Here is a 19338-nt window from a genome sequence, read left to right on the forward strand (position 1 = left end):
CTTAGGCCCGTAAACATTTATCGCATTCCCTTGCCTATGTTAGCGTTAAGATATCAGCTATAAGACATTTCAATCATTACCCCATTCAGGGTAATGATTGAAAACCATGGTTAAAACTATTCCCCATAGCGACTTATTATGCTTTTACTCAGCGTTTTTAAGCGCTTCAAGCTCTTCCCAACGCTCAAATGCTTGTTCAAAAGACTGTTCAGCCGCGGCCAAATCCATTAATACCTTCTGCGTTACGTCATGCGGCTGATTAAAGAAGGATGCATCACTGACCTGAGCCTGAAATTTAGCAACCTGATCTTCAAGCTTTTCAATCTGAGCAGGTAACTCTTCTAGCTCACGCTGCAAACGATAGCTTAATTTATTCGCTGGCTTTTTCTTTTCCTCTACCTTCTCAACGACTGGCTTAGCCTGCACTATCGTCGTCGGAGCTTTTAATTCTTTGGCATTGGCTTGCTGTTGATGAGCATCATAATAACCACCGACGTACTGTTTAATGACGCCGTTACCCTCAAAAATCCAGCAATCTGTCACTGAATTATCAACAAATTGGCGATCGTGGCTTACCAGTAAGACCGTACCTGTATATTCATTGAGTAACTCTTCCAATAATTCTAATGTCTCAATATCCAGATCGTTAGTTGGTTCATCGAGAATTAGTAAGTTACTCGGCTTTAAGAATAATTTGGCTAACAGTAAACGGTTACGTTCACCACCAGACAATGCACGAACCGGCGTCATTGCCCTCTTAGGATGGAATAAAAAGTCCTGTAAATAGCCTAGCACATGACGAGGACGGCCGTTAACCATCACCTCTTGCTTACCTTCAGCCAGGTTATCCATTACCGTACGATCCGGATCCAGTTCCGCACGATGCTGATCAAAGTAGGCAACTTCGAGCTTAGTTCCACCGCGAACTTTACCGCTGTCCGGCTGTAGCTGTTGTAACATCAGCTTTAAAAGCGTCGTTTTACCACAGCCATTCGGACCGATTAGCGCAATCTTATCCCCGCGCTGAACCTGAACAGAAAAATCTTTAACCAAGGTTTTACCATCAACAGAATAGCTGACATCCTCAAGTTCAAAGATAATCTTGCCTGAACGGATAGACTCCTCAACCTGCATTCTCGCGGTGCCCATAGTAGAACGGCGAGCGGCGTGTTCATTACGCATCGCTTTTAGCGCTCTGACTCGCCCTTCATTACGCGTACGACGGGCTTTAATTCCCTGACGGATCCAAACTTCTTCCTGAGCTAAACGCCGATCGAACTCGGCATTTTGTAGCTCTTCAACCCGAAGTGCTTCCTCTTTACCTTCCAAGTAAAGATCATAATTGCCGGGCCATGACACTAGCTTGCCACGGTCCAGATCGACGATCCTGGTTGCCATGGTGCGAATAAACGAACGGTCATGGGAGATAAAGACAATGCTGCCCTGAAACTCTTTTAAGAACTCTTCAAGCCAGGAAATAGTTTCAATATCTAAGTGGTTGGTTGGCTCGTCCAGCAGTAACACATCGGGAGAACAGACCAGAGCACGCGCCAGCGCCGCTTTGCGTAGCCAGCCACCGGATAACGAAGAAAGCGCTGCATCCGCCGATAGTTCTAAACGAATTAAAACATCACGGATTTGGCTGTCAATTCGCCACCCGTCCTGATGTTCCAGCGCTTCCTGCAGTACTGACATGCGATTTAAATTTTTATCGCTGGGATCGTGGCCCACTAATAACGATAAATGCTGGTATTCCTTTAGTAACTCTGCCGGCCCGGCAATGCCTTCCGCAACAAAGTCATACACGCTGCCTTCAACGTTACGCGGTGGATCCTGTTGCAGACGAGCGACCACTAAATCCTGTTCGAAAATGATCCGACCATCATCTAACGGTAGCTCTTTGCTTAAAATTTTAAGTAAGGTCGACTTCCCGGCACCGTTGCGCCCGACTAAACAAACTCGCTCATTCGGTTCAATATGAAGTTCGGTGTTATCTAATAACGGCGCATCACTAAAGGAGATCCATGCGCCGGATAAATTAATTAAAGACATGTATTACTTACCCTCGCCGGCGTGAGAGATCAGCCAGCAATTATGAATTTGTCGATTACGGGCAAAATCTACCGAAAGCGTTTTCTCGGAGATTTCTTCAGCCGCTAAGCCAAGCTTAGTCAAGCCTTCTGTATCCATTTTAAAACCGCGCTTATTGTTGGAGAACATAATGGTTCCACCGGCGCGTAACATCTTTTTCAGATCCATCATTAAAGCCAGATGATCCCGCTGAACGTCAAAGCTATTTTCCATACGCTTCGAGTTTGAGAAGGTTGGCGGATCGATAAAGATCACATCGAATTGTTCCGTCGTTTCACGCATCCAGCCTAAGCAGTCGGCCTGAATTAACCGATGCTGACGGCCGGTCAAATTATTGGCCCGCAAGTTACGTTCAGCCCATTCCAGATAGGTTCTGGACATATCAACCGTCGTCGTACTGCGCGCACCACCAATGCCTGCATGCACGCTGGCCGAACCGGTATAAGCAAATAGGTTAAGGAAATCCTTCCCTTTACTTAACTTGCCCAAAGTACGACGGGCAATACGGTGATCGAGGAATAATCCGGTATCCAGATAGTCGGTCAGATTTACCCACAGTTTGGCACCGTACTCATCGACTAAGAAAAACTCACCTTTTTGAGCCAGTTTTTCATATTGGCTTTTACCTTTTTGCTTTTCACGCACTTTCAAAATCAGTGCGCTGGCCGGCAGTTCCATCACCGCTAAAGTGGCGTTAATAGCATCAAACAGTCGCTGTCTGGCTTTTTGAGGATCGACAGTTTTTGGCGGAGCATATTCTTGCAAAACAACTTTACTACCGTAGCGATCGACCGCTACGTTGTATTCGGGTAAATCAGCATCGTACAGGCGGTAACATTCAATGCCTTCTTGTTTTGCCCACTTATCCAGCTTCTTCATATTTTTACGCAGGCGATTAGCAAAATCAGCCGCAATCTGAACCGATTGGCCGCTGTGTGCTTCATTTTCAGTGGCAACACCACCATCCGCTCCCACACTGACATTGCGCTGGTTTTCAGACAGCTGATAATTTTTTTGCACGCAGTCCAGAGGACCATTTTTAGCCTTAAACTGGCGGCCGGCGCGCAGTTGTAAACAGCTTAACAATTCCGGTGATGCGCTGAATAAAGACAGGTTCCAGCCACCGAATGACTGTTTCATGATTCGACCAAGAGCACTGTGTAAAGCGATCAGCGCGGGTTCACTCTCCAAACGTTCGCCATAAGGAGGATTACTTAATACCGTTCCTTTCGGTCCTTCTGGCAACGGATTGGTTAAACGAGTCAGATCCCGTGATTCAAAGGTCATCAGGCTTGCCACGCCGGCTCTGCGGGCATTACTTTTTGCTATTTCAATCACCCGACGATCGTGGTCATAGCCATAAAAACGGGACTCCGTTTTATTAACTCCACGATTCGCTCTGACCTGCGCCTCAGCCAATAGCTCACGCCAGAGCTCAGGGTTATGGCCAGACCATTGGTTGAAGCCCCAATATTCGCGCTTAAGGCCGGGGGCAATATCAGCCGCAATCATTGCGGCTTCGATTAGAAGCGTGCCGGAACCGCACATCGGATCAACCATTGGCGTGCCGGATTCCCAGCCTGAACGCATGACGATCGCAGCACCAAGGCTCTCTTTCAACGGCGCCTGACCGGCCATATCACGATAGCCGCGCTGATGCAGGCCATCGCCGCTTAAGTCAATGGCAATATTTGCCATGTCCCGCTGTAAATAGACATTAATGCGTACATCAGGCTGCAATTTAGCTACGTTAGGCCGTTCTTGAACTTTACGGGTAAAGCTATCAACAATGGCGTCTTTGACTTTCAGTGCGCCATATTGGCTATTGCGAATCTCTTCATTAGTACCGGTAAAATTAACCGCGAACGTTTTATCAACGCTGAATAGGGTCGGCCAGTTAATGGCATTAACGCCAAGATAGAGATCCATGTCGCTGTGTACGCGGAATTCACTCAGTGGAAGTAAAATGCGTGAAGCCAAACGGCTCCATAACAGGCTGGTATACATAAGACGCTCATCGCCTTCAAAATGCACACCTCCCTGAACCACTTTACAGGAACTTGCCCCCAGCGCTTCCAGCTCAGTTTTTAATAGTTCTTCCAGACCACGCGCCGTACTGGCAAACAGAGAGATCATAACGTTACACCACATAATAAAAATAGTGGTGCATTATAGCCAATCCGCGGACTTTGTCATAAAGTTACACTCCATTAATTAACGAAATGATCCTGCCGATAGCCCAATTTGGCACGTATTGAATATTTCGCCTTAGATTACAGCTCTTTTGAAGCCCACATTAGCTCATCAGAGTCAGCAAGAAGTGGAGTTCTACATGGTTAATCTATCCCGTTTGTATGTACATCCGGTTAAATCAATGAGGGGATTAGAACTTTCCCATGCTCAAGTCAGTGAAAGTGGTTTAGCTTTTGATCGTATTTTTATGCTGACTGATGTTAATGGTACCTTTATTACCGCCCGTCAGTATCCATCACTCGTTTGTTTTACTCCTGCGCTATTAATCAATGGCATGTCGATTACTGCACCGGATGGGCAAAGCCGTACCGTTTTATTTAATTCGTTTTCAGCGCCAAATTTTCCAACTGAAGTATGGGGAAATCATTTCAGTGCCCATATTGCCCCGGATGATATTAATCAATGGCTAAGCGGCTATATGAAACGTGAAGTTCAGCTACGCTGGGTTGGTGAAGCGCTGACGCGCCGGGTAAAAAACAGGCCAGAAGTTCCACTCTCTTTTGCCGATGGTTTTCCCTACTTGCTGATCAACGAAGCCTCATTTGAAGCATTGCAGCTACGCTGTCCGTCAAATATTGTAATTGAACAGTTTCGCCCTAATTTGATTATTCGGGGAGCTGATGCTTTCGCGGAAGATAGCTGGCAAACCATCCGGATCGGTGAAGTTATTTTTGATTTAGTCAAACCCTGCAGCCGCTGCGTGCTGACTACCATCAATACGGAAAACGGACGTAAACACCCTCAGAGTGAGCCTTTACGCACCCTGCAGCAATTTCGAACCGCTGAGAATGGCGACGTTGATTTCGGCCAAAATCTGATCGCTCGTAATAACGGCGTTATCCGGCTAGGCGACCGAATCGAAGTACTGGCAACCCACCCTGCTCGGGTTTATAAATCCAGTCAGCCGATTGAGAATATAGAGCCGGAGCAAGTCCCGGTTAAAAATGTCGTTATCAGCTATAAAGAACACACTTTTATTGGTAATAACCAACAGGTGCTATTGGAACAGCTAGAGCAAAATAATATTCAAATTCCATACTCGTGCCGTGCAGGCATTTGCGGATGCTGTCGAATAAAACTGGAAACGGGGGAAGTCACTGCCCTGAGAAAGGGAGCAATTAAGCGGGATGGCACCGTGCTAGCCTGTAGCTGCGTACCTAAAGAAAATATCAAACTAGCTTAGGGGGGCTCAGTAAGCTAGTTTGATCACACGGCTTGTGCGTATGAGTATTTTTGAGGCGAACTGGCTTCTTCAATAATCACTGCGCATAGCCTGTCGTGCATAATTTTTATTGCGTCACCCAACTGCATGCACTTACCTGAAAGCACCAAAGTAGGCTGAGCAACAAGGCACAAACTTGCATTCTCACCGGCATCAACCACCAACAGAATTGCCGAGTCACCATTTTCAATAAGTTTAACCGCAACCAATTCACAGCACAGCGGTTGTAGCTCAGTACCCTGCTGTACAAAATACCAACTTTTTGGCATCAGCGGCTTTAAAAAACGATTAGCCGTCAATGCATTCAATATTAATTCAGCACGCTGGTCATTGGTTAATGCTAAACAACGACAGCGTTCTTCTAGCTCAAAATATAGCGCGGCATCATCAACGCAAAATGCGGATTCGGTAAACGCATCGGGCGTCAACATTTTGGCAGAAAAACGTGAGCGAAAAATCATGTCATGAGACAAATCCAACATTAATCGATCGTGTTCATCATCAAAATACCAGCGCCAGTTATCATCTGGCTTAATCCTCATTACTCTATCCTTAAACTATGAAGCATAATTAATTTTCCATTTGCTCTACGCTTACACTAATTTAAAACCAACTAATTAGGGTTTAATTAATGTAATAAAGCGATGGTAATTACTACCAATAATGTTTGGTAAAACATAAACGTCCTAAATATAGAACAACCGGGGATAAAAATAAAGCCCCGGTCATTAATTAGTCATAATTTAGATTAAATATGAGTAAGGATATCTTTAACTAATCCGGGTCCTTTAAAAATAAAGCCGGAATAAATTTGAATTAAAGACGATCCCGCCTCTATTTTCTCTCTGGCCGCCACCACAGAGTCTATACCACCAACGCCTATAATAGGCAGCTTGCCATTAAGCTCTTTCGATAAACGACGAATCACTTCGGTACTACTATATTGTAATGGTCGCCCGCTTAATCCTCCGGATTGATCGCTATTAATTAATCCCTGGACTAATTTACGATCTAACGTTGTATTTGTTGCAATCACGCCATCAATATTATGACGAACTAAACTATCAGCTATTTGGATCAATTCTTCCTCAGAAAGATCCGGCGCGATCTTTACCGCTATAGGAACATATTTAGCGTGTCGTTTTTCTAATTCAATTTGCTTTTTCTTTATTGCCATTAATAGATCATCTAACGCTGCACCATACTGCAAACTTCTTAATCCCGGCGTATTCGGTGATGATATATTTATCGCTATATAACCGGCGTAAGGATATACTTTATCCATACAAATCAAATAGTCATCTTTACCCTGTTCTACCGGTGTAGCTTTATTTTTGCCAATATTAACGCCAATAATTCCATCAAAATGGGTTTTCTTTAAATTCTCAACCAGGTTATCTACACCGTGGTTATTGAATCCCATGCGGTTGATCAACCCTTCCGCAGCGACGATCCTAAACAGTCTGGGCTTATCATTTCCCGGCTGCGGTTTTGGCGTTACGGTACCCACTTCAATGGATCCGAACCCCATAGATCCTAAAGCATCAATACATTCACCATCTTTATCGAGACCGGCAGCAAGCCCTAGCGGGTTTTTAAATGTAAGCCCCATGCAGATAGTTGGTTTATCCGGGACTGATTGGCGAATAAGAAACTGCAATGAACGTCCATTAAGACGCCGAAGCTGACTAAAGGTAAATTCGTGCGCGCGTTCAGGATCTAGCTGAAATAGTGCTTTTCTGATGAAAGGGTAGAACATGGCATCAATCTCATTGTTAATATTGATTATTTTAAGTTATACAAAACACATCTATCGGGTGATTTATACAGAAATGCTTTGTGTTCTAATGTTCAACAGTGCTCAGGTCTACTTGAATCACTCATTCAGGTACATAGAATAACTGAAAGCTCAGCCAGATTAGAATTTTTCTTCACCGATATCATATACATTGCCACTAATTTACGTTCTCACTGGTCAATAAATCAGATTCATCCCCCAGTTAGATACAACGCCTTCATAAAAACCGTTCACCCCGACCGGCACTACTACAGGCTTTAGGCCCTTTTATCATTTGGCGGGTAGGCAACCTTAGTTAGCTTATCGATATCACAACCAAGATTTCGAGCTTAGGTCCTGCTAGCCAGAAGGGGAAAACTCTCATCAAACAAGCTCACGTCAGAGCGACCCGATTAAAACGGTGCGTATCTGCTTTGACACTTCAGGTGATGTTTCTTTATTTGGTATTGTCTTCAACGGAGTTTCCCGACATTCGTGACATAGGCAGGACGTGTAAATGCATTGTGATAAATGCCATACAACACCTTAGACAGGCAAAGATAGGATTGCCTAATATTAACTGGGAGTCAGACCATAGGTAATATTACCGATCAAAGCAATGGTAATAAAAACAACATTTATGTTATATTTATATTCTGCATATACTGTAGTTAGAAATAAACGAACAGGGTTGCTCATTGGAATATTGCAGATTTCCATTGCGCGATATAGGGGTGTTCTATATGTTTAAATATTCAGCGTCAGTCAGTTTTGATAAAGATACTGAAACCTATGAGATTTCATACAAAGACTTTAAAAACGTCTACGCTGTGGCTTACTCTGAGGATGATATCGAGCTGCAAGCCATGGACGGGCTATTAGCCGGAATTGCAGAACATATCGATTGCCGCATCCCTATTCCTGAACCCTCAGCTCATGAAAGTGGCGAAATTATTATTGTCCTTCCCATCCTTACCTGCTTAAAAATTACATTACATAATGCGATGATTCAAACCGGAACAAGGAAGATTGATTTAGCCAGAAAGCTTAATCAAAAAGGTCCACAGGTAGACAGACTTCTTGATATCACACACGCATCAAAAGTAGAGACATTGGAGCAAGCCTTATTTTTACTGGGATATGAAGTGTTTGTTTCCGTGAAAAAATCCAAAAAATAAAATAAAAAAACAACCGATTTGAAGATTCAATTCAGATATTAAATATTGTTTTGGATCATTTATGGGGGCTTACTTTTTATCTATCATAACAACCAAGTGGCACCGTTCAAAAAACATACTATTACCTTGCCGCATAGATAAAGAGGATTACTATGAACATCTCAACGTCTGCTATTGCCCTGATTATACTGATGTGCCTAACATCTGCGTATATTGGATGGATGTCATCAGAGCTGTCGGGAGGAAAAACATACTTTACGATTAAATCTTGCCCCGTTGGTTAACCTTCGCTATCGCCCGTTCAGTGGCTAACTTAAGCAATTTCACCATTATCCAAACCTATATATCCATGCAACAAGAAGATCCTATCTATTGATCTGAATTGATTTCTTATCTATAACAGTAAAAACCATCAAATTTTAAGCGTCGATGACCCTATTTGAAAAAGTCTTTATCACCGCTATTTTTCTCATTCTAAGCATCAGCATAGGGTGCATTTTTTTGGCTCAATATCTACTCTCTCCAACCCCAAAACCGCCAGCACAGCTTTATGTCCAGCTATCCGAAGGTTCTTGGGAGATAAAATCTGACGATAAGTAAAAAAGCGCCTCTACCCGACTAAAAGCCATACCGACCGGTTAAATAGATCTTCGTTACCCCCAATCATAAATGACCTATCACCTAAAATAAAAAAACCGCTTTTTAAGCTCATTTCTAAATAACACCTGGCACCATGCAATCGTCATCACTGCGAAAGCAGGAATGCGATTCGTAGGCGAAGCAAACACTCGCCTAGGGAATCATCAAGGTTTTAACCAACCACACTTAACTTCAGGACTGGATCCCGTTTTTCAACCACTACTGTCCGGAATAAATACAACAATATGTTGGTTTTAAAAGGGGCAAACGTAGGGAGAGCTTTACTGGCTACTTCCTGTCGCCAGCCCTTTGGGCCAACACTCCGTGTTGTTCAACGCCGTTCCCTACGGCTTTGTCCGTTGGGGTCGTAGCGGCGAAAGCCGCCGGAGCGCCCGTTATATCTAGGAAAGGTAGGCCCGGAGCCCATTGAGCTTAAAAACATCGCCCCTCGGCCGCTAGAAAAAGATTATATTTCGACATTCTTTTTGCGGACGAAATTTACGATAAAACTAAATTGAATCATTTTGTCATCAATTGGTTGAAGTGGACTCTACTTATCCCGGACAGCAGTGCGTTTTCACTGGGATGACGAGGATGATAGCTAGAATAACTATTAACTAACTCAACAACTCAACGTTATTCATAGCTCTTAGCTGACAAGCATTATTTATCCAACAGGCCGGGTATTGATCCGGCCTGTTGGAGTATCAGGCTAGATTATCCACCATTTAAGGTTTTAGTTATTTTCTCAAACAGATCGCCAGATAAATTATCCAATGCTTTTAGCTTTTCCAGAGAGCTACGCATCAGCGCCTGACGAGATTCATCATAACGGCTTAATCGGATCATTGGCTCAATCAGACGCGAAGCCACCTGCGGATTACGTTGGTTAAGATCGATCAAGATTTCCGTCAGGAAATCATAACCGGATCCGTCTTTAGCATGAAATACTGACGGATTAGTGGAAGCAAAAGCCCCGATCAGTGAACGAATTCGATTAGGATTATTGATACTAAATGAACGGTGATTCAACAATGATTTAATCGTCTGTAGAACTTGCTTATTCGGGCTGCTGGCCTGAAGAATAAACCATTTATCCATCACTAAGCCATCCTGATGCCAACGCTCATCAAACTCTGACATTAGCTTGTCACGGCAGGGTAACTCTGCTGCAACCGCAGCCGATAAGGCAGCTAAAGAGTCAGTCATATTATTGGCATGGTGATATTGCTGACTAATCAGATTATCGGCGAAATCACGATCGGTAAATGCTAAGTAACTTAAGCACACATTACGTAACGCGCGTTTGGCAATATCGCCATGATCAATCTGATAACGCTCGGTTTTATTTGCTACATAAATTGCCAGCCATTCATCCTGTAATTCCGTTGCCAGGCAGGTTATTAGCGAAGATCTGACCTGATGAATGGCATCGGGATCGATAATATCGAATAGCTCAGCGATTTCATTTTCTGAAGGTAGCGTCAATATTTGAGCGGCTAAGGCAGGATCCAATTGGTCCGATAATAATACCGCCCTAAAGGCGTCAACCACATGCAGAGGTAAATCAAACATTTCGCCTTGCTGTAAGCGACTAACGTTATCTTTAATATGCTTAGCCAATAACATTTGAGCCGCATCCCAACGGGCAAAGTCATTGGTTGCATATTGCATTAAGAACGACAGTTGCTGGTCGGTATAAGGATAATCCAGCTTTACCGGAGCAGAAAATTCACGCAGTAATGAAATAATTGGCTTTTCAGTCACTTTCTCAAAAACAAATGTCTGTTCAGACTGAATAACATTCAGTACGGAGCCCACTGGCCTGCCTTCTGAAAATAACGGAATAATGCTTCCATCATGAGAATAGAGCTCAATACTTAACGGAATATGTAACGGCAGCTTTTCATGCTGATCCTGCGTCGGTGGCGTCATCTGACGAACGGTCAAGATATATTGCTGTTTTACTTCATTATAGCTATCACGCACCGTGAGTTGTGGCGTTCCTGATTGGCTATACCAGCGTCTAAATAAAGTCAGATCAATGCCGGATGCATCTTCCATTGCCTGAACAAAGTCATCACAGGTCGCAGCACTGCCGTCATGACGTTTGAAGTAAAGCTTCATACCGGCCTGAAACTTCTCTTCACCGAGTAGAGTGTGCATCATACGGATAACTTCTGACCCTTTTTCATAAACGGTCAGCGTATAAAAGTTATTCATTTCGATGACCTTATCAGGTCGGATCGGATGCGCCATTGGGCTGGCATCTTCGGCAAATTGGGCACCGCGCATCACTCTGACAGAATCAATTCGATTAACCGCCCGGGATCCCAGATCGGAGCTGAACTCCTGATCGCGAAATACCGTTAAGCCTTCTTTTAGGCTTAGCTGGAACCAGTCACGACAGGTTACCCGATTACCGGTCCAGTTATGAAAATACTCATGGCCAATAACGGCTTCAATATTAAGATAGTCTTTATCCGTCGCCGTTTCGGCCTTAGCCAGAACATATTTGGAGTTGAAAACATTTAACCCTTTGTTCTCCATCGCACCCATATTAAAGAAGTCGACTGCGACGATCATATAGATATCAAGGTCATACTCCAGACCAAATCGAGTTTCATCCCACTTCATTGCATTCTTTAACGAGGTCATCGCCCAGTCAGCCCGGTCCAGATTTCCTCGATCGACAAATAGCTCGAGATCTACCTTACGGCCAGAGCAAGTAGTAAATGTATCACGTAGCACATCGAAGTCACCGGCGACCAGAGCGAACAGGTAACTTGGTTTCGGGAATGGATCTTCCCATTGGATCCAATGACGTCCGTCATCCAGATCCCCTTGAGCAATGCGGTTACCGTTAGATAATAAGTAAGGATAGGCTTTTTTATCTGCCACAATACGCGTTGTGAAACGCGCCAGCACGTCCGGGCGATCTAAATAGTAGGTAATATGACGGAACCCTTCGGCTTCACACTGAGTACATAATGCTTCACCTGAAAGATACAGGCCTTCCAGAGCACTATTCTTAGCCGGATGAATATCATTAATGATGGTTAAAGTGAAACGATCGGGAAGTTGATTGATGATCAACTGACCATCTGACTGCTGGTAATCAGCCCAAGGTTGTTGATCCACACTGACAGAAATTAAGGTTAGATTTTCACCATCAAGAATTAATGGCGCGTTACGCTCACTATTACGCTGAACCTGCGTCACAGCGGTAACCCGAGTGGTTTCCGGTGACAGTTCGAAATCTAATGCAATATCGGTAATAGTAAAATCAGGTTTGGTATAGTCGTGGCGATATTTCGCCTGTGGCTTGTGAGTCATAAAAAACCTATGTTGTTCAATCAATTCATAAACTGAGTCTATGCTTCTTCATCTGGAGTTGCAAAATGCTCGACGATTAAATCGGAAAAATAATCATTTGCTTCTCATCTGTTATTCAGTATCGTTGACTCTTAGCTATACCCCAAATAATTCGAGTTGCATTGAGGCGGCAAGGGAGCGAGTCACGATGAGCTTACTCAGGTAAGTGATTCGGGGAGCGCGTGCAGCCAAGAAATATGTAGCTTGAAGTATGACGGGTATAAATGCCGGAACATCTTCTCGCTTTTTTAAGTGAATATAACAGGTATACTCTCCGGATATTTCAGGGCGTCACTCAATGAGAAAACAGTAATCGCAACATGAAACCACACGCTACCCCTATCCTTACCTCAATATTAGATACCGACGCTTATAAACTGCATATGCAACAAGCCGTTTATCATCGTTATCGTAATACCACTGTCGTTGCCGAGTTTCGTTGCCGCAGTGAAGATCTTCTGGGTGATTACGCTGATGAAATCCGCCAGCAAGTAGAACTGATGCGTGATTTAGCCCTAACAGAAGATGAATATACCTATCTGGCTTCCCTACCCTTTTTCCAATCTGACTACCTTGAATGGCTAAAAAGCTTTCGCTTTGATCCCTCTCAGGTTCAGGTCATTAATGATAAAGGCAGGCTGAAAATCCGTATTACCGGCCTTTGGTATCAAACGATTCTTTGGGAAGTTCCTTTATTAGCGGTTATCAGTGAAACCATTCATCGTAACCGAACCCCGGATATTGGCGTTGAACAGGCTGTTTCTTATTTACGCGAAAAACTGACTCGATTCCGCCATGACTATGCGGACGTTGATTTATCACAGTTTAAGCTGTCTGATTTTGGTACCCGCCGTCGCTATACTAAAGATGTTCAACATGCGATCGTCAGCGTATTGCAGCAGGAGTTCTCGCCTTATTTAATCGGTACCAGTAACTATGATTTAGCCCACCGACTAAATCTGCCGCCTATCGGCACTCAGGCTCATGAGTGGTTTCAAGCCTTCCAGCAAATTAGTCCGGTATTAGCCAATAGCCAACGTGCGGCACTACAAGGATGGCTGGATGAGTATCCTGACCAGTTAGGCATCGCGTTAACTGACTGTATTACAATGGATGCATTCCTGCGTGATTTTGGCACCTATTTCGCCACCCAATATGAAGGTTTGCGGCATGACTCAGGGGACCCTTTTGAATGGGGTGAAAAAGCTATCGCCCATTATCAGGCGCTTGGGATTGATCCCCTCAGTAAGACATTAGTCTTTTCTGATAATCTGGATTTAGATAAAGCGCTGGCGCTTTATAAAAGGTTCCATAAGCAGATTAAATTAGTATTTGGTATTGGCACCCGCCTGACCTGTGACATTCCCGGCGTTAATCCGCAGAATATTGTGATTAAGCTTATTCAATGTAATGGCAAACCAGTCGCTAAACTGTCAGATAGCCCGGGTAAATCAATCTGTCAGGATAAAGGCTTCGTTAAAGCGTTACACAAAGCGTTTAACCTGCCGCTGGCAAAGCGCGATAACTGATATCACTCAATTAAAACCGCCTTTTGGATATAAAAAGGCGGTTTTTTTTAGTAACGTTATTCGCCGGAACGCCACTCAAAACGTCAAGAAGTTAAGAGTACATCGCTAAATTATGAACAAAGTTCAAATTATGTTGTAGATATTACTTTTTTCTACTTGTCAGATGGCGTGCAACAAGTAACATAGCAAAGTTATTCTCCCGATAAATATGGGAAATAAACCTTATTCAAATACATTAACATCATAAGAGAGAACTTTATGAGCGTAGTGCCTGTAGTCGACGTACTGCAAGGCCGTGCTGCGGTTGACAGCGAAGTCACCGTACGCGGTTGGGTGCGTACCCGGCGTGATTCTAAAGCCGGTATTTCCTTCCTGACCGTCTATGACGGATCATGCTTTAATCCGTTACAGGCTGTCATTAATCATTCTCTGCCTAATTATCAGGATGAAGTGTTACACCTGACGACCGGTTGCTCGGTTATAGTGACAGGGACTGTGGTTGCCTCACCGGGTGAAGGTCAACCTGTTGAACTACAGGCAACCAAGGTAGAAGTTACCGGTTGGGTTGACGATCCGGATACTTATCCGATGGCGGCTAAACGCCACAGTATCGAATATCTGCGCGAAGTGGCTCACTTACGCCCGCGTACCAATATTATTGGTGCCGTAGCCCGCGTCAGACATACGTTGGCCCAGGCTATTCATCGTTTCTTTGATGAGCAAGGCTATTTCTGGGTTTCGACGCCAATTATCACTGCGTCGGATACCGAAGGTGCCGGTGAAATGTTCCGCGTCTCTACCTTAGATTTAGAAAACCTGCCTCGCACAGATAAAGGTGCCATTGATTTCGGTCAGGACTTTTTTGGTCGTGAATCATTTTTAACCGTATCCGGTCAGCTAAATGGCGAGACTTATGCCAGTGCCCTGTCGAAGGTTTACACCTTTGGCCCGACCTTCCGTGCAGAAAATTCAAATACCAGCCGTCATTTAGCTGAATTCTGGATGGTCGAACCAGAAGTCGCCTTTGCCGATTTAAATGATGTTGCAGCGCTGGCAGAAGCGATGCTGAAGTATGTCTTTAAGGCAGTGTTGGCTGAACGGGCTGACGATATGGCCTTCTTTGCTGAGCGTGTCGATAAAGAGGCTATCTCTCGCTTAGAGCAGTTCGTCACTTCGGACTTTGCCCAGGTTGACTACACTGATGCCATAGAAATTCTGTTAAGTTGCGGGCAAACGTTTGAGAATCCGGTGAGCTGGGGGATTGATTTATCCTCAGAGCACGAACGCTACTTAGCTGAAAAACACTTTAAAGCACCGGTGGTAGTGAAAAACTATCCGAAAGATATTAAAGCATTCTATATGCGCATGAATGAAGATGGCAAAACGGTTGCAGCCATGGACGTTCTTGCACCGGGCATCGGTGAAATTATCGGGGGTTCTCAGCGTGAGGAACGCTTAGATAAGTTCGACCAGCGTCTGGCAGAAATGGGCTTAAATAAAGAAGATTACAGTTGGTATCGCGATCTGCGTCGTTATGGCACAGTTCCGCATTCAGGATTCGGTTTAGGATTCGAACGTTTAATTGCTTATGTTACCGGCGTACAGAACGTTCGGGATGTAATACCTTTCCCAAGAACCCCTAGAAACGTATCATTCTAAAAAATGAAATAAGTTCAATTTTTTTAAAGGCCAGAGATTCTGGCCTTTTGTTTTTCAAAACTTAGACCAATATCACAAAGTTCAATCACATTAACATTTAGAAATACATATTTTCCGCTTGTAACTTCTTTAGTATATTAGTAGCATTTAAAGGCTAGATAAACTGCCCCACGAATGAAAAACTGCGGGTGGCTACAAAAATGGCATCAAATGTTTACCAACTTTAAAGTTGGAAGCAGTGGCAGATGTCTAACAACTCCAACGAGGGAAGTTATTAAAATGATGAAACGTAAAATCTTAGCAGTGATCGTTCCAGCCCTTTTAGTTGCTGGTACAGCAAACGCAGCCGAAATTTACAACAAAGACGGCAATAAATTAAGCATCACCGGAAAAATCCAAGGTTCACACCTGTTCTCCGATGATAAATCAGCCGACGGCGATAAGACCTATGCGCGTTTCGGCTTAAAAGGTGAAACCCAAGTCAACGATCAAGTTGTTGGTTACGGTTATTACCAGACTGAACTGAATGCAAGCAACAGTGAAGGTTCTACCAAGAACTCACAAAAAACTCGTCTGGCTTATGCTGGTCTGAAAGTGGGTGATGCTGGTTCTTTCGACTACGGTCGTAACTACGGCGTTCTGTATGACATCGGCGGCTGGACTGACGTTCTGCCAGAGTTCGGTGGCGACTCTTACCAACAAACTGACGTCTTTATGACTCAGCGTGCTGGTGGCTTAGCAACGTACCGTAACAAAAACTTCTTCGGTATGGTTGACGGCTTAAACTTTGCCGTACAGTACCAAGGTCGTAACGACTCAACTGACCGTAACGCTACAGATCGCAACGGTGACGGCTGGGGTCTATCATCTACCTATGATTTAGGTATGGGTCTGTCTTTAGGTGCTGCTATGGCATCATCTGACCGTACTAGTGGCCAATCCGCTGATGGTGAAGGCGATCGCGCTGACGCGTACACTGGTGGTATCAAATACGACGCTAATAACGTCTATTTAGCTGCTATGTACAGCCAGACGTATAACATGACTACCTTTAATAAAAACTCTAGTTCAAACTTTAAATCAGCGTTTGCTAACAAAACTCAAAACGTTGAGTTAGTTGCACAGTATATGTTTGACTTTGGCCTACAGCCATCACTGGCCTGGGTTTACTCAAAAGGTAAAGACTTAGACTACTCTGTTGGTGCTAGAACTTATGATAGCCAAGACTTAGTAAACTATGTTGACGTTGGTGCTACTTACTACTTCAACAAAAACATCTCAACTAAAGTTGACTATAAAATCAACATGATGGATGAGAATGACTTTACTAGAAGTGCTGGCATCACTACTGATGATGTGGTAGCTGTTGGTATCGTTTACCAGTTCTAATTCATATTTTATGAATAGCTGACAAAGGCACCTTCGGGTGCCTTTTTATATTTTATACCATCAGAAAAAACGCCATACCATAAGTATACCAAGGTGACAGTATCATTAGATTTTTCAATATATTCTGCAGCCTTATCGTTTTATTTACTTTTTCATTCTAAACATTTGTCAAACCCGATAAATTGACGTTACTCTGGTTACACTTTTCTCCGTTAATCTAATCCATGGAAGCTACTCACTATGTTTGAACATATTACAGCCGCGCCCGCTGACCCTATATTAGGATTGGGAGATCTTTATAATGCTGAAACCCGCCCTAATAAAATCAATCTGGGCATCGGCGTTTATAAAGATGAAACTGGCCAGACCCCGGTACTTGATAGCGTAAAAAAAGCCGAGCAGTATTTACTTGAGAATGAAAAAACTAAAAACTACCTTGGCATAGCCGGACTGGCAACTTTTGCTACCTGTACTCAAGAATTACTGTTTGGTCGCGCAAATTCGATTATCACAGATAAACGTGCCCGCACCGCACAGGCTCCGGGCGGTACCGGAGCACTACGGATTGCCGCAGATTTTATCGCATCAAATACCAATGCCAAACGCGTATGGATTAGTAACCCAAGCTGGCCTAATCATAAAAACGTTTTTAACGCCGCCGGATTAGAAACGCCTGAATACACCTATTACAATGCTGAACAACATTCTCTGGATTTTGACGGCATGCTGGCCAGCCTGGAAAAAGCTCAGGCCGGTGATGTGGTTTTATTCCACGGGTGCTGTCACAATCCAACCGGTATCGATCCTACCGAAGAACAGTGGAAAGTACTGGCTAAGCTGTCTGCGGAGCGTGGCTGGCTTCCCCTTTTCGATTTTGCCTATCAGGGTTTTGCTAAAGGTTTAGAAGAAGATTCCCAGGGCCTGCGTATTTTTGCCGCATCTAACCCTGAACTGATCGTTGCCAGTTCCTATTCTAAAAACTTTGGCCTCTACAATGAACGGGTTGGAGCCTTCACTTTAGTGGCAACCGACAGCGAAACGGCTGAGCGCGCATTTAGCCAGGTTAAATCGGTTATCAGAGCCAATTACTCCAACCCACCGGCTCATGGCGCTTCCATTGTTGCTGCCATACTCAGTAACCCAAGCCTGCGTGAAAGCTGGGAACAAGAGCTGACGGATATGCGTCAACGCATTCATCGCATGCGCCAGCTTTTTGTTAATACCTTACAAGAAAAAGGCGCTCAGCAGGACTTCAGCTTTATTACCCTGCAAAACGGTATGTTTTCCTTTAGTGGCTTAACCCCGGAGCAAGTACTGCGCTTGAGGAATGAATATGCCATCTATGCGGTTAACTCTGGCAGGATTAATGTGGCAGGTATGACATTAGATAATATGGCCCCGCTTTGTGAAGCTATCGTTGCGGTGCTTTAAGAATATCGCAGCCAGGCGTTGTTAGTACTGATAAAAACCAAAGGACGTTGAAAAACGTCCTTTGGCTATTAACGCTTTTATTAAAAATAACGTTAATCTAAAGCCGATCGGCAACAAAAGGATTAGTCTGGCGCTCGTCACCAAAGGTCGACATTGGCCCGTGCCCCGGAATAAACTGCACATCATTACCCAACGGCCATAGTTTCTCGCGAATAGACGAAATCAAATCAGAATAATTTCCCCGCGGAAAATCCGTCCGCCCTATCCCGCCGCAAAATAGCACATCGCCGACCGAGGCTAATTTAGCTGACGCTGAAAAGAAAATGATATGGCCTGGCGTATGTCCCGGCGTATGGCGAACGAATAATGTTTGATGGCCAAAACTCACTGAATCGCCCTCATCCAGCCAACGATCGGGAACAAAGGCAGTACAGTTTTCTAAACCAAAGCGGGCACTTTGTTCTGCCAGACTTTCCAGTAAGAAGCTATCATCCTTATGCGGACCAACAATAGGTACCCCATAATGTTGAGCAATTTCAGTCGCAGCACCCACATGGTCAAGATGTCCATGGGTTAGCAATACTTTTGCCAACTTAACCCCTTGAGCTTCAATTGCGCTGATTAATAGCGCCGATTCCCCACCGGGATCAACAATGGCCGCTTGTTGGGTCTCTTCACACCATAATAGCGTGCAGTTTTGCTGGAATGGCGTAACGGGAATAATTTGATATTTCAAAGAAACACTCCATTAAGGCTAAACGTCTGTAGGTTTTTAATTAATGTCCCATACTACTG

General features: G+C 44.1%; 12 protein-coding genes. 6 read left to right on the forward strand and 6 right to left on the reverse strand.

The annotated features are described in order from the left end of the window. Positions 1-144: 144 nt before the first annotated feature. Both YWE_RS0104875 and rlmKL read right to left on the reverse strand, forming a co-directional pair. On the reverse strand, positions 145-2052 hold the full coding sequence (locus YWE_RS0104875; protein ID WP_029093502.1) for an ABC transporter ATP-binding protein: 1908 nt from the start codon (positions 2050-2052) through the stop codon (positions 145-147). A gap of 3 nt (positions 2053-2055) precedes the next feature. Further along, a complete protein-coding gene (rlmKL, locus tag YWE_RS0104880; RefSeq protein ID WP_029093503.1) occupies positions 2056-4227 on the reverse strand; it encodes a bifunctional 23S rRNA (guanine(2069)-N(7))-methyltransferase RlmK/23S rRNA (guanine(2445)-N(2))-methyltransferase RlmL in 2172 nt (723 codons plus the stop codon). A 196-nt stretch (positions 4228-4423) separates the two neighbouring features. Here rlmKL and YWE_RS0104885 point away from each other — a divergent pair, with 196 nt between their 5' ends. Then, complete coding sequence (locus YWE_RS0104885) at positions 4424-5527, forward strand: YcbX family protein (protein WP_029093504.1); 1104 nt, start codon at positions 4424-4426, stop codon at positions 5525-5527. Positions 5528-5550: 23 nt separating this feature from the next. On the opposite strand, the gene YWE_RS0104890 is transcribed toward YWE_RS0104885, so the two are convergent. Both YWE_RS0104890 and pyrD read right to left on the reverse strand, forming a co-directional pair. Next, positions 5551-6108, reverse strand: coding sequence for a cell division protein ZapC (locus YWE_RS0104890; RefSeq protein WP_029093505.1), 558 nt, complete (start codon positions 6106-6108; stop codon positions 5551-5553). Between the two features lie 206 nt (positions 6109-6314). Continuing rightward, positions 6315-7325: a quinone-dependent dihydroorotate dehydrogenase gene (pyrD, locus tag YWE_RS0104895; RefSeq protein WP_029093506.1), complete on the reverse strand. Its 1011-nt coding sequence runs from the start codon at positions 7323-7325 to the stop codon at positions 6315-6317. A 761-nt stretch (positions 7326-8086) separates the two neighbouring features. Between pyrD and YWE_RS0104900 the strand changes: the two genes are divergently transcribed. Next, positions 8087-8521 carry a type II toxin-antitoxin system HicB family antitoxin gene (locus YWE_RS0104900; RefSeq protein ID WP_029093507.1) on the forward strand — a complete coding sequence of 145 codons (435 nt, stop codon included), beginning with the start codon at positions 8087-8089 and terminating at the stop codon, positions 8519-8521. A gap of 1356 nt (positions 8522-9877) precedes the next feature. On the opposite strand, the gene pepN is transcribed toward YWE_RS0104900, so the two are convergent. Next, the gene (gene pepN / locus YWE_RS0104910; protein ID WP_029093508.1) at positions 9878-12496 is read right to left on the reverse strand and encodes an aminopeptidase N; all 2619 of its coding nucleotides are present in this window, start codon (positions 12494-12496) and stop codon (positions 9878-9880) included. A 359-nt stretch (positions 12497-12855) separates the two neighbouring features. Between pepN and pncB the strand changes: the two genes are divergently transcribed. The 4 genes from pncB (at position 12856) to YWE_RS0104930 (ending at position 18543) form a co-directional block, all read left to right on the forward strand. After that, complete coding sequence (gene pncB / locus YWE_RS0104915) at positions 12856-14064, forward strand: nicotinate phosphoribosyltransferase (protein ID WP_029093509.1); 1209 nt, start codon at positions 12856-12858, stop codon at positions 14062-14064. Between the two features lie 258 nt (positions 14065-14322). Further along, positions 14323-15723 (forward strand): asparagine--tRNA ligase, encoded by a 1401-nt coding sequence (gene asnS / locus YWE_RS0104920; RefSeq protein ID WP_029093510.1) that lies wholly within the window; start codon positions 14323-14325, stop codon positions 15721-15723. A gap of 282 nt (positions 15724-16005) precedes the next feature. Beyond that, entirely contained in the window at positions 16006-17112 is a 1107-nt protein-coding gene (gene ompC, locus YWE_RS0104925; RefSeq protein WP_029093511.1) for a porin OmpC, read from the forward strand. 240 nt (positions 17113-17352) lie between these two features. Further along, positions 17353-18543, forward strand: coding sequence for an amino acid aminotransferase (locus YWE_RS0104930; RefSeq protein WP_029093512.1), 1191 nt, complete (start codon positions 17353-17355; stop codon positions 18541-18543). A gap of 97 nt (positions 18544-18640) precedes the next feature. On the opposite strand, the gene YWE_RS0104935 is transcribed toward YWE_RS0104930, so the two are convergent. Next, on the reverse strand, positions 18641-19279 hold the full coding sequence (locus YWE_RS0104935; protein ID WP_029093513.1) for an MBL fold metallo-hydrolase: 639 nt from the start codon (positions 19277-19279) through the stop codon (positions 18641-18643). Positions 19280-19338: the final 59 nt, after the last annotated feature.

Source organism: Budvicia aquatica DSM 5075 = ATCC 35567, from assembly GCF_000427805.1.
Taxonomy (GTDB): domain Bacteria; phylum Pseudomonadota; class Gammaproteobacteria; order Enterobacterales; family Enterobacteriaceae; genus Budvicia; species Budvicia aquatica.

Bases quoted from the DNA above. Each gene is read 5' to 3' on its own strand.
- YWE_RS0104875 (WP_029093502.1), bottom strand. From the start codon at position 2,052: ATGTCTTTAATTAATTTATCCGGCGCATGGATCTCCTTTAGTGATGCG.
- rlmKL (WP_029093503.1), bottom strand. From the start codon at position 4,227: ATGATCTCTCTGTTTGCCAGTACGGCGCGTGGTCTGGAAGAACTATTA.
- YWE_RS0104885 (WP_029093504.1), top strand. From the start codon at position 4,424: ATGGTTAATCTATCCCGTTTGTATGTACATCCGGTTAAATCAATGAGG.
- YWE_RS0104890 (WP_029093505.1), bottom strand. From the start codon at position 6,108: ATGAGGATTAAGCCAGATGATAACTGGCGCTGGTATTTTGATGATGAA.
- pyrD (WP_029093506.1), bottom strand. From the start codon at position 7,325: ATGTTCTACCCTTTCATCAGAAAAGCACTATTTCAGCTAGATCCTGAA.
- YWE_RS0104900 (WP_029093507.1), top strand. From the start codon at position 8,087: ATGTTTAAATATTCAGCGTCAGTCAGTTTTGATAAAGATACTGAAACC.
- pepN (WP_029093508.1), bottom strand. From the start codon at position 12,496: ATGACTCACAAGCCACAGGCGAAATATCGCCACGACTATACCAAACCT.
- pncB (WP_029093509.1), top strand. From the start codon at position 12,856: ATGAAACCACACGCTACCCCTATCCTTACCTCAATATTAGATACCGAC.
- asnS (WP_029093510.1), top strand. From the start codon at position 14,323: ATGAGCGTAGTGCCTGTAGTCGACGTACTGCAAGGCCGTGCTGCGGTT.
- ompC (WP_029093511.1), top strand. From the start codon at position 16,006: ATGAAACGTAAAATCTTAGCAGTGATCGTTCCAGCCCTTTTAGTTGCT.
- YWE_RS0104930 (WP_029093512.1), top strand. From the start codon at position 17,353: ATGTTTGAACATATTACAGCCGCGCCCGCTGACCCTATATTAGGATTG.